This window comes from Methylophilus sp. TWE2 (genome assembly GCF_001183865.1).
Classification (GTDB): Bacteria; Pseudomonadota; Gammaproteobacteria; order Burkholderiales; family Methylophilaceae; genus Methylophilus.
The window spans coordinates 1,113,206-1,125,319 of record NZ_CP012020.1 but is presented as its reverse complement, the minus strand read 5'-3'; the positions used below and the strand labels follow the sequence as shown (position 1 = coordinate 1,125,319).

The window sequence follows — 12,114 nt, the reverse complement described above, 5'->3', positions numbered from 1 at the left end:
ACGCCGCCGCAAGGCGGCGTTACTGCTTCTGGACCAAATACACTGGATCGTTATGTCATCTGAATTGTTTCTGATTACGCTGCTCATCATCACCATTGTTTTATCTCTGGCAGTGGCCTGGAGCGATTATCGCTATCGCAAAATTCCTAATAACTATTTGCTGGCGGCCATCAGCCTGGAGGCGATTGTCTTTATCGCCATGTTTGTTCTGTTCCCGTTCAAATTCGTCATCAAAGGACTGATGGTTTCTGTCATCGGTATGCTGATTGGCGGATTATCACTTTATTTCCCTTACAAACATAAACAGGTGGGCGCGGGTGACGTCAAGTTTATGGCGGTGATTGGTTTGTTGCTTGGCCCCAAAGGCGCGATTCTTTCTTTACTGATTGGTGCCATGGCCGGCGGCGTTTGGGCACTGGCATTGGCATGGCGCATCGGCGGGCTAGGACATATGTGGTACAACATCAAATTTATGGCACGCTCAGCCTATTTAACTGGTTTTAGAGAGTTTGGCTGGGATCTGCGTTCTGAAGGCGCGGTAGCAATGCCATACGGCATAGCCCTGGCAGCAGGCACGATTCTGGTCTGTTTAGAGCAGTTGCATCTGCACTTGCATCGTTATCTGGGTGCCTAACCGTTAAAACAGAAAGTGCAGCATGAGTACAACCGGGAAACTTCTCAACACTTTGCTGGAAGAGGCTTGGCAACGAATTTTCAAATCAGAATCCAGCCATGCCATTGAGCTGGCAAAACAAGCTTCTCAAATAGCACCAGATTCGCCTGAGGTGGCGCATGTGCTTGGGGTGATTGCCAGCCGGGATTATCGCCATGACATTGCCTTGCCATTACTGCAAAAAGCCCTGGATGCAGAGGTCACAGAGCGTAGATTGAGAGATATGGCTGAAGCTCTTTTGCTCTCAGGTCATGCTCAAGCCGCTCTCGCCCCTGTCACGGATTGCATTAAAAGATTTGGTTCCTCTCCGGAAGCACATGGGTTACTGGCAGCAATTCAAACAGCGCTCAATCAATTTGATGCCGCCGAAAACAATGCCCGAAAAGCCGTTGCTTTGAAACCACATTTAATGGCCTGGGATTCAACAGTAGCTTTTTGCCAGCTCATGCAATTGCAGATTGCCTCTGGATTTGCATGGTTTACCGGTCGCGCAGAAAATCTCACTGCAAACAGCCGATGTCCGGCTTTGCAGTTTGCGCAACCCTGCGAGATTTATCTCAAAAACGAAGAAGGTCCTGGAGACACGCTCTTTTACTTGCGGTTTGCAGCGCATTTAGTGCAACAAGGCTTCCGCCTGCACCTTAAAACCGATAAAAAAACCAAAGCTTTATTGAATGCAACTGGTCTGTTTGCCTCAGTCAAAGAAGACCTGAGCATTCCGCACGGTGCATTCTGGCTCAATATGGGGGACTTACCCCTGGCAGCGATACAACGCGGTTGTGAGCCGATTGCAGAAGCTTTGCCACTGACACCAGACCCGGCCAGAGTAGCAAAAATGCAGAAGAAACTCTCGGCCATTGGCCCTGCACCTTATGTGGCTGTCACCTGGCGTGCAGGCGCGCGAGGGCGCCGACTGGATAAAGGGATTCGGCGCTACCATAAACATATCGACCCTGAAGCAATGGGCGCTCTATTTGCAGACAAAGCATGCACAATTATCTCGGTGCAACGCGTCCCCGAACCAGATGAAAAGGCTGCATTCAGAAAAGGGTTGGGGCGTGAATTTGCTGATTTTTCAACCTGCAATGATCAGCTACAAGATATGCTGGCGCTGATGAGTCTGGTGGATGATTATGTAACGGTACCGAATACTAATGTGCATATTCGTCAATCACTACGCAAACCTATGCGGGTGCTGGTCAATCAACCCTGGCAGGACTGGCGCTGGTTGCCCCATGGCAATAGTCCATGGTACCCAAACGCCGAAGTGTACCGTCAGTCTGATAACGGTGATTGGCACCAGGCATTGCAAGCCGTCACGGAATCGTTATTTGGGGAGTGCACATCCAAGCAAGAGCCTGTAGAAATCACCGCTGAACCACCTCTCTCACCTGCCAAACAGGCGCAACAAAGCGAACGCGCTAGCAAACGCTTGAAACAAGCCTTAATGCCTGCCTGGGAGCACTTAAGAAAACGTCAATTGCCAGAAGCCATCAAGATTGCACAAGCCCAAATGGCAGAGCATGCCAACCATCCTGACTTGTTACACTTGCTGGGATGGGCTGCGCACCTCGATTTAAAAACGGAGATGGCGATACAACTGCTCAAACAAGCACACGCCGCCGCACCTGAGGACAAGACAATTCTTGCCAATTTGGCAAGGGTGTTGACGCATGGCAGACATTATGATGAGGCAGAAAGACTGCTAGCTCCTTATCTCGCGTCGCCAAATATATCGCAACAATTTGCGCTTTTGCCATCACGCGCTTATTTATATCTCCAGCAAAACAGATTTCACGAAGCCATTGCTGATTACGAAGCCTATTTAAAATACGATCCCAATCATCTTGAGGTAAGTAGTTATCTGGGCAGTGCAAAATTAAAAGTTGGCCATGCCAACAGTGGTTTCAAGTTCAGCACGGCGCGAAGAGAGGCACGGCTTGAAGGCCGCATCACTGATTATGTTTGCCCTTCGCCCTATGCAGAGTACCAGAACGCCAAGGTATTGATTAAACGAGACATGGGCTTGGGAGATGAGCTCACCTTTTTACGCTATCTGCCATGGCTGACAGAAGCTGGTGGAGAGGTCACTTACTGGGCTGGCAAAAAACTGGCCCCTGTGCTGAAACGTCTTGACCTCGCACATTGCATTTTGGCGGATGATCAACCTGCACCGAATAGTGATGCATTTGACATAAGCTTTTGGGTCAATGAGTTGCCAATTGCAGTGCAACATCTCGGTGCCCCCGATATTGCGCCGCCGTTAGTGTTAAATGCGCGCGAAGATCTGATTCAAAAATGGTCAGCCTGGCTGGCCTCACTTGGCCCTGGCCCCTACATTGGCTTTAATTGGCGCGCGGGTGCCATTGCCGATAAAACTGCTCTTACCTTTGGCAAATTATCCAAAGAAATAGACCCGGCGCCGTTTGCCAAGGCGTTATCCTGCGTGCAAGGCACGTTTATCTCTCTGCAACGTAATGTGATGCTGAGCGATTTGCGTGGATTTGAGCAGCTGTTGCAGGCACCTGTGCATGATGCCGCGGGACTCACCGACGATCTGGAAGATCTGATTGCGTTACTCTCGTTGCTGGATGAAAACATCGGCGTATCCAATACCAATATGCATTTGCGCGCAGGGTTGGGCTTGGGCTCACGCGTGCTGGTACAAAACCCAGGCGGCGACTGGCGCTGGGGTTATGAAGGCGCCGGTTCACTTTGGTTTGAAGGCAGCAAAGTGTATCGTCAGGACAGCCTTGCAGGCTGGGACCCCAGTTTACAAAAACTAGAGCAAGACTTAATACAGAAATATGGCAGAAAATTAGCCGCTACCGTCGTGAAGACTCAGCCAACACCAACCGGCTCACCTACAAAGCGGATTATCTGGGTCAGTGCTGGCAAAGTGGATACCAGCGCAGGTCAACCAAGTTCTGTCCTGGCCAGCACACGCTATCGAGTCATTCAACCCTCTTTGGGACTCTTGCAACGTGGCTGGCAATCTTCGTATGTGTATGAAAACGAAGCCCAATTGATGGGCGGCTGGCAAGGTCAGCCCCCTGCTGCAGGCGATACGGTAGTGATTTCCAAGGTCTTTACGCCTTTTGCCATCAAGCTGGCGGAAGATACTAAAGCGCGTGGCGCAAAACTGATTGTCGATTATTGCGATAACCATCTGGATCATCCACAACGTGGCCCTGTTCAACTCGCCCTGCTGCAGCTGGCAGATGTCGTGGTGGCATCTACCGCGCAATTAAATGAAGCGTTAGGTGCGCGTGGACGCCCCGCCGATTATGTCATTTCCGATCCGGTAGAATTGACGCAAGCAAAGCCTTGTTTTGCACCGAGCCACCCACTAAAACTGCTGTGGTTTGGGCATGCGGTGAATATAGACACTTTGCGCGCATGTTTACCTGGCCTTGCCCAATACGCCAAACAACAGCCCTTAACGCTCACCGTCGTCACCCAGTTACCCAATGGCGCGGCAGATTTAGCCACCATTGTCCCAACAGGCTTGCAAGTGACATACGTGGCGTGGTCGGCTGAGGCAACAAAGCAAGCCATACAAGAATGTGATTTAGTCATTATTCCTACGCTGAGTACTGAGTTAAAAAATGCCAAAAGCCCTAATCGCTTACTGGAACCGCTATGGGCAGGGCGTATGGTGGTGGCCGGGCGCCTTCCCGCGTACGAAGCCTTTGCCGATAGCGCATGGGTAGGCGAAGACATCATTCAAGGGATTACATGGTGCCTTGAGCACCCACAAGCTGTCATTGAGCGGATTGCACTTGGACAACAAGCCATTCAATCACGCTTCAGCCCTGATGTGATTAGCGGACAATGGCAAGACTGCATCAGCAACCCGCCCCCTGGCGATAAACCAATGAGTAATAGCGCCGACCACGCGACTCCTGTAAAAGAAGTAGCCATCCTGACGACGCAATCACCAGCCCTACCCTCCATTGCAATACGACTGATTGAGCCATTGGGGATGCTGGAACATTACAGTGCGCGTATTGCCAGTGGACTCAATGCACAGAACAAGCTGCAAATAGATTTTGAAACTTTGCAGATGCGTAAGATCATTATTGTGCAGCGTGACGCCGCCACCGCAGAAACGCTGCCGCTTATCCGCAAGCTGAAGCAGCTGGGCAAAACCATCATCTACGAAACAGATGACGCATTTCATTTATTGCCAGAAAACCATCCCAAGGCATTTCACCGCGCAAAAGCGCCAGCTATGATGGAGTGCGCGCAAATGGCCGATGTGATTACTGTTTCGACTCAGGCCTTGGCTAACGAATTTGCTGCCTATGGCCATGTTGAAATTATCCCTAACATGCTAAGCCCCAAACTATGGCAAGCTGAACCGAAAACCAGGTCACAGCAAACACCAACAAGTTTGCGTATTGGTTTGGTGGGGGGAGCAAATCACCGCGATGATTTTGCGTTGATTAACTCAGCTATCGCAACCATTGCGGCAATCTATCCCGGCGTAACTTGGGTCGCTTATGGCGAATCCGCTGTGAATCTGATGAGTGCTATTCCAGCATGTGCTTGCTTTGAAAGCTATAGCACCAATTACCACTATCCCACGCACGCCAAGAGACTGGCACAATTAGCGTTGGACATCGCATTGGTACCCTTGGAAGGCAACCCATTTAACCGTTGTATCAGTAACCTCAAGTTTTTAGAGTTTGGCTTTTTAGGCGTGCCTGCCGTGTTCTCAAATGTTGAGAGCTACAATACAAGCGTGGTGGATGGTGAAACAGGGCTACTGGTCAACAACAGCACAGACAGCTGGGTAAAAGCAATTCAAACGCTGATCGACAACCCAACGCTACGTGAACAAATAGGTGCTAACGCACAAAAAGAAGTACAAACAAACTGGATGCTCACCAGCCAGAACAACGGCTGGCAAGCACTGTTGGAAAAACTGGCATGATCACAACCTTAATTCCTGCTTATAAACCCACATTTATCGATGAGTTGCTTCATTCGTTAGCTACTCAAACCTATAAGCAATTTAAAGTCATCGTGTCGGATGACAGCCCAGATGGCATTGTGACTCAGGTTATACAAAGCAAACAGCTTAGTCAGCTGACTCAGCAACTCAATGTGACGGTGATAAGAGGCCCCCAGCAGGGCGGATACAGCAATATATTCAACCTCGTTAGAAACTATGCCAACAGCAGTGACTATTTTCACATCCTGCTGGATGATGATGTGATTTATCCTACCTTTTATGAAACACACATCCGCGAACATCAAAAATCGAATGCACTTGTTTCTGTCAGCGCCCGCTGGAACGCCAACAAGCAAGGGCAGCCCTTTGCGCTAACCATGGATTACGCAACAAGCAAAGCCTTTGAGCAGGACTTTAGTGCAGCAAACATCGCCCACCACCTGGTTTCAAAGGGAACAAATAAGCTGGGTGAATATAGCCATGCAGTTTATAGAAGTGAGGCGGCAAAACTTATTCTTGACCCAAGCATTCATGGTATCAGCTACTTTGGTATCGACGATATGGGTAGCTTTATTCATGCCTGTATAAAACAAGCTGGCATTTGGATACCTGCTCCGCTGGGTTTTTTTAGAGTTCATGGTGAGCAAAATACCCAAAACACCCAAAACGACTCTATTAAATGCTCTCATTACGCCTGGATCGCGCTAGGCATAGCCTCTTATGAGCAAGCCTGGATTTCAGAAACACAGCTTTGGGGGTTGATTACTAAAATCAAGTCTAAAGTACAAATGCGCTTTAGCCAGGACAGGTTGGGTATCACCATGCTCAACCTTTTCAACAGTCATACTCACTATAGTTCAAACTTTAAAGATGCCTTTTTAGCACTTTGGAACGCGTATTTGAAAGAAATTAAAGTACAAGAAATTATCGACGGTGACTTAACCATAAAACTTTTATAAGACTATGAACGCAACAATCCACCCAACGACTGATTGCCAAAGCCAACTCATTGGAGAAGGCACCACCATTTGGCAATTTTGCGTGATTTTAGCAAATGCTGTCATAGGCAAAGATTGCAACATCAATGCACATTGCTTGATTGAAGGCGGCGCAGTCATAGGCGATAGAGTCACCATTAAAAGCGGAAACTACATTTGGAACGGCATTACGTTGGAAGATGATGTGTTTGTTGGCCCGAATGTTACTTTTACTAACGACAAGTATCCAAAGTCTAAAAATAAAAACTTTGCACTACTCAAAACCACCGTTAAAAAAGGGGCCAGTATAGGCGGCGGTGCTGTGATATTGCCAGGCATCACGATTGGTGCTGGCGCAGTAGTTGGCGCAGGATCAGTCGTGACCAAAGATGTGCCAGATGGCATAACAGTGATTGGTAACCCTGCAAAATCAATTTAGCGATAACCATCATGCAAGAAATCAAAGCCGCAATGTTTGAGTTAAACACCGTTGGTGAAACGGTGGCCAAGCACCATGCAATAGAGATTTTGCCCGCCTCAACCTACACAACCCCCGCGATTCCAATGTACGGTGAGCCGTGTGCCAACCCCTTGGTGCAACGAAGTCATACTCTGACTCATCCGCCTGTTTATATGGCTGAAGTGAATAATTACAAAATAATTGGCGGATGTGCGTTTCCAATCATTGACGATAAGTGCGTGAAACCGCAGATGTTTGCTGCAAGCACATGGGAGACTTGGGAGCAGGCAAAAGGTAATGCTTTAATTAAAGATAATTTAATCGCTTACAGAGGTTTGATTGGTCATATCAAAATAGATGAAAAAGTTATTAACCTGTGCGGCAACGGCTCATTCAACTATGCGCATTGGATGACAGAGTTTTTACCTCAGCTAGTTTTACTTAAACAGTCAGGATTAGATTTAGCTGAATATAAAGTACTGGTTTTCGAGAAGTCATTTTCAAGTATGCTCGAAGCGCTATATATGTTGGGCTTTAGTCAATCTCAATTAATCCCTATAAAAAATTTATGCTTTTATGAATTTACCCAAGCTCAATGGGTCAGCCCCGTCTCTAACGTCGTATTCCAAAGACCAAATGCCAATTCAGTGGGCAAAAACGAAGAAGAACTTGCCAGCCCATCCCAAGCACTTTTTCATCCTGAGGTCATAAAGAAAACCCGGAATACGTTTTTAAATCTGGCCAATGTCAAAAACAAAGAAAACCAACCAGAAAAAATATTTATTAAACGTACGCCCGGCGGTAAAAAAAGTACCCGGCTCGTGGTTAATGAGTTAGAGATTCAGCAGCTATTAGAAAACAACGGCTTTGTAACGATTGATCCAAGTTTATTGGATTTTGAATCGCAAATAAGTGTTTTTAGTAATGCCAAAATTATTGTTTCGCCCTCTGGGGCGGCATTAGTTAACATGCTTTGGGCCCCCGAAGGTGCTGAATTGGTTGTTTTAATGAACAACTCCCAAGTAGTTAACTATTGGTATTTTAGTAACATCGCCAAAATTTTAGGACATCAGCTTTGTTATGTGCTTGGTAAAACGGTGCAAACAGGTAACTGGATAGATATCAACCACGCTGATTTTGAAATCGATCAGAATGAATTAATAAAGGTAATCAATACTTTCGGCAAAGCAAAGCAAAACGATAACGCAAACACTATAAATGTTAAAAAAATAAGAGTATTACTCACCATTCAACATGCCTCAGTTTGGCCATCTCTGAAAAGTGTTTATATTGCGCTCAAAAAAAGCCCAGGGATTGAAGTCAAAGTTATAAAGTCGCCATTTATTCATGTAGCTGAAGATCAATTCAAACAACTAAATGAATTGGATGAATTGTTTAAGAAAGAAAATATAACCCTGGAAACCTTAGCTGAAAATCTTGTTTACTCTTTTAAGCCGCATTTGATATTTTTACAAAATCCCTATGACTCAACCCGTGTAAAACTTTTGCACAGTCACAATCTACATAGTTTAGGTATCAGAACAGCCTATGTTCCATATGGTATTGAAATGGGAGGGGGGGCTGAAAACATTCAAAATCAATTTAGCACAGACGTACAAAAACAAGCATGGCGAGTGTTCCTTCGCTCTAATAGAAACAAAGCCATGTACGCCAGACACTGTGCAATAGGGGATGCTCACACAGTAGTTACAGGCCATCCTAAGTTTGATAGCCAACAAGACTTCGTCAGTTATCCTATTTCAGCACAACTAAAAACAAAAATTGCAGGGCGAAAAGTCGTTTTATGGTCACCACATTTTTCTGTTGGGTTGCCTGCCAGTTGGTCAACGTATCGCATTTATAACCAAATGATTATGCAACAGGTTGAAGCGAGACCTGATGTGTTTTTCATTATTCGCCCACACCCTTTGTTTTTTAAAGAAATGTTGCGCCAACAAGTTTGGAACGAGTCAGGTGAGGTTGAATTTAGAAAACTGTGTGCTGAAAAAGATAATCTTTGGCTAGATGAAAATGCTGACTGTATGGAGTCTTTCGCAGCTTCAAACGCCATCATGACAGATGTAGGATCATTCTTGTTGGAATATTTACCTACAAAAAATCCAATCATGTACTTACACCACCCAGAAGGTTTTGGCTTAAATGATGATGGTGATTTGGTAGACCACTATTATCGCGCTAATTTACCCGAAGATATTCCACCGTTTATTGACATGGTTTCTAAAGGGCAAGACCCCATGCGTGAAGAGCGTATAGGCGTGACCGATGAATATTTATTTGGCTTGGATGGCAAAGCCGGGCAACGGATTGCGGATTACATTGTGGAAGAATTAAGCAAAGAACTCAGCGAAACAGAATGGCACCCTAACCCACTCAGTGAAGAAGCGTTGCAAAACAAAACCAATCACTATTGGAAAAATGCGCCAAGCACGCTTAATGCACCGCCAGTATTTTATGAGCTAAAAGACAAAGCCTTTAAGGAAGCCTTGTCATTGTTACCTACGCTAGATTACGCCATTGATTTAGGCTGTGGCGAAGGCAGATATACCTTGCCATTAAGCAAAAAATGCAAACAGCTAGACGCATTAGATATTTCACCCAAACTGATTCATGTAGCCAATAAACGTAAACAAAAATTTAATATCCTCAACGTTTCTTTTGTGAATACCAGCTACCAAGAAATGCAGTTAAAAAAACAGCCCGACTTGTTTAGTTGCAGCGATTTAACCTCTAGCATTATTGATAACCTTGACTTTGCAAAACTAATGCATGCAATCAAAACAAACTTAACCGAGCAGGGCTTTTTATTATTATCTGACCAATTTTCACTCACCCAAGAAGACCACACTATTCAAGCACCAAGCGGGTTAGTCACCAAAATTCGAAGTTTGGAATTGTTTAAAAATTTTATGGCAAGCTTGGGGTTGAGTATTGTTTCTGAAGCGACAATCAGTGAGAGTGTGGCGCATGGGATGACGGCTAGATTGTATTTGTTTAGATTTAGTAAATGAGAAAACGAGCTGGTAAATGGCGAGAATAAAAGGTAAAAAACAATCCCTTAATACCCAATCAGTTGAGGCGTTTTTTTCTGACAGGGCGAAGCGATTTAATCCTGAGCATCCATTAACTGCTGTGCTCTATCAAGATAAAAACCCGGCATTGGCAGAAGAACGTGACGCCTATGAGAAAAGCTTTGCTTTGCCTTTGCTTAATCTAACAGGCAGGGAAACCTTACTGGACATCGGTTGTGGAATTGGGCGTTGGGCGTCATTGATACATCCCCATGTTAAATGCTATAACGGCATTGATTTTAGTGCAGGTTTGATTGAAATCGCCAAACAACAATTACAAATACCTAACGTGCATTTTCATGTTGCAGGGGCTGAAGACTTACATTTTGAGTCGGTCACTCAGTTTGCACCCTATAACCGCATGCTGATTGCTGGCCTAATGATTTATCTGAATGATGATCAGATTATTAAGTTATTAGAAGGCGTTTTAGCGGTAGCAGATAAAGACTGTTTAATTTACCTCAGAGAGCCTCTGGCGTTAGAAAAGCGCTTAACACTGGATGATTTTTGGTCAGATGAGCTTTCCTCAAGCTACAGCGCTATTTATAGAACGGAAGCAGAGCTCAAAGCGCTCATTGATAGCGTTCTATCCAAACATGTCGCAAGCTACGCATTTTTACCTTTGTACTCAGACAATAAGTTAAACAATCGCGCTGAAACTAAACAGTTTTACAGCATGATTCATATTCAAAAGGCTAGCTGATATGCGTGACACCTGTTTTGCATTTGATTTGGATGGCACTGTCACTAAACAAGAACTATTGCCATTGATTGCTGGCTCGTTAAACCTCGAGAAGGAAATGCGTTTGCTCACTTCTCTCACCATCAATGGCGCAATCCCATTTGAAGACTCTTTTAGATTGCGCTGCGCATGTTTAAAGTCAGCGCCAATCAGTGAGGTGAAAAGCATTGTAGATGACGTAGAACTTGACGAAAATTTGGTGAGTTTTATCAAGAAAAACCCTCATCAATGTGCCATCGTGACAGGTAATTTGGATGTATGGATTGCACCTTTGGCAGAAAAGCTAGGCTGCATGTGTTTTTCTTCTACAGCCATTGTAAAAGATGGTCAATTAGCAGAAGTGGGATCTGTATTACGCAAGAACCATCCGGTGCTAGAGTTAAAAAAGCAGTTTAAACGCGTGGTAGCAGTTGGTGACGGTGTGAATGATATGCCGATGTTTGACGCAGCAGATATCCGTATTGCTTATGGTGGCGTTCACCCACCTGCTAAACAATTAGTACAAATGGCTGATTTTGTTACATTTTCGGGGAGTGCATTGTGTCGCATGTTAAACACGCTGTTATAGCGGCAGCAGGGTTGGGGTCAAGATTAGGGATGGGTAAACCAAAATGCCTGATTGAGATTGGCGGCATGACGATTTTAGAGCACCAATTAAAATTACTTGATCATATTGAAGATGTGCGGGTAGTCGTTGGTTTTGAAGAAGAATTTGTCATTGACTTGGTCAGACAATTACGCCCAGAAACAATCATTGTCAGAAACCCAGGCTATCGCTCAACGACAACACTTCATAGTTATGCCATGGGCGCGTCTTACGTCACTGAGGATTGTTTGTTCTTGGATGGCGATATTTTATTCCAGCAATCTAGTCTGGAAGCATTTTTAAATGCATGCCAACCTAATCAGACGCTTGTTGGTATCACACCTGCAAAAACAAAAGATGCTGTATTTGTTCATTTAAACGCTCAAGAGCAAATCACAGCTTTTTCTAGAGAGCAATCTTCACCCTACGAATGGGCCAATATCGTTTGGATAAGCCCAAGGCACTTTCAACAACCTGGAGGTGCTGTATTTGAAAGGTTAAAAGATTATTTGCCTTTAAGTGCAAAGGTCATTATCAGCAACGAAATTGACACTAAAGAGGATATGCAAGAAGCACTTAGTAATTTAAATCAGTTCAACTTAAGAGATAAAGCATTTTCAGTGTAGG

8 protein-coding genes are annotated in these 12,114 nt (G+C 45.2%); all 8 read left to right on the top strand.

What is annotated here, in order from left to right; translation table 11 throughout:
* Positions 1–52: 52 nt before the first annotated feature.
* Genes ACJ67_RS05430 through ACJ67_RS05395 form a run of 8 tightly spaced genes read left to right on the top strand, consistent with a single transcriptional unit; the run spans position 53 to position 12,113 of the window.
* Complete coding sequence (locus ACJ67_RS05430) at positions 53–634, top strand: prepilin peptidase (RefSeq protein ID WP_049638197.1); 582 nt, start codon at positions 53–55, stop codon at positions 632–634.
* A 22-nt stretch (positions 635–656) separates the two neighbouring features.
* The gene (locus tag ACJ67_RS05425) at positions 657–5,612 is read left to right on the top strand and encodes a tetratricopeptide repeat protein (protein ID WP_049638196.1); all 4,956 of its coding nucleotides are present in this window, start codon (positions 657–659) and stop codon (positions 5,610–5,612) included.
* Positions 5,609–6,592 (top strand): glycosyltransferase family A protein, encoded by a 984-nt coding sequence (locus ACJ67_RS05420; protein ID WP_049638195.1) that lies wholly within the window; start codon positions 5,609–5,611, stop codon positions 6,590–6,592. Before ACJ67_RS05425 ends, ACJ67_RS05420 begins: the two co-directional genes overlap by 4 nt.
* Positions 6,593–6,596: 4 nt before the next feature.
* Positions 6,597–7,049 (top strand): acyltransferase, encoded by a 453-nt coding sequence (locus tag ACJ67_RS15175; protein ID WP_049638194.1) that lies wholly within the window; start codon positions 6,597–6,599, stop codon positions 7,047–7,049.
* Positions 7,050–7,060: 11 nt separating this feature from the next.
* Complete coding sequence (locus ACJ67_RS05410) at positions 7,061–10,099, top strand: glycosyltransferase 61 family protein (RefSeq protein ID WP_049638193.1); 3,039 nt, start codon at positions 7,061–7,063, stop codon at positions 10,097–10,099.
* 16 nt (positions 10,100–10,115) lie between these two features.
* Positions 10,116–10,862, top strand: a complete 747-nt coding sequence (locus tag ACJ67_RS05405) for a class I SAM-dependent methyltransferase (RefSeq protein ID WP_049638192.1) — start codon at positions 10,116–10,118, stop codon at positions 10,860–10,862.
* Between the two features lies 1 nt (position 10,863).
* Complete coding sequence (locus ACJ67_RS05400) at positions 10,864–11,469, top strand: HAD-IB family phosphatase (RefSeq protein WP_049638191.1); 606 nt, start codon at positions 10,864–10,866, stop codon at positions 11,467–11,469.
* A gap of 29 nt (positions 11,470–11,498) precedes the next feature.
* On the top strand, positions 11,499–12,113 hold the full coding sequence (locus ACJ67_RS05395) for an NTP transferase domain-containing protein (protein WP_049638190.1): 615 nt from the start codon (positions 11,499–11,501) through the stop codon (positions 12,111–12,113).
* The last annotated feature ends 1 nt before the right edge of the window (position 12,114 follow it).

What these genes read in the sequence shown, in the direction of transcription:
- ACJ67_RS05425 (WP_049638196.1), top strand. Translation starts at nt 657, where the DNA reads ATGAGTACAACCGGGAAACTTCTCAACACTTTGCTGGAAGAGGCTTGG.
- ACJ67_RS05405 (WP_049638192.1), top strand. Translation starts at nt 10,116, where the DNA reads ATGGCGAGAATAAAAGGTAAAAAACAATCCCTTAATACCCAATCAGTT.
- ACJ67_RS05430 (WP_049638197.1), top strand. Translation starts at nt 53, where the DNA reads ATGTCATCTGAATTGTTTCTGATTACGCTGCTCATCATCACCATTGTT.
- ACJ67_RS15175 (WP_049638194.1), top strand. Translation starts at nt 6,597, where the DNA reads ATGAACGCAACAATCCACCCAACGACTGATTGCCAAAGCCAACTCATT.
- ACJ67_RS05420 (WP_049638195.1), top strand. Translation starts at nt 5,609, where the DNA reads ATGATCACAACCTTAATTCCTGCTTATAAACCCACATTTATCGATGAG.
- ACJ67_RS05410 (WP_049638193.1), top strand. Translation starts at nt 7,061, where the DNA reads ATGCAAGAAATCAAAGCCGCAATGTTTGAGTTAAACACCGTTGGTGAA.
- ACJ67_RS05395 (WP_049638190.1), top strand. Translation starts at nt 11,499, where the DNA reads ATGGGTAAACCAAAATGCCTGATTGAGATTGGCGGCATGACGATTTTA.
- ACJ67_RS05400 (WP_049638191.1), top strand. Translation starts at nt 10,864, where the DNA reads ATGCGTGACACCTGTTTTGCATTTGATTTGGATGGCACTGTCACTAAA.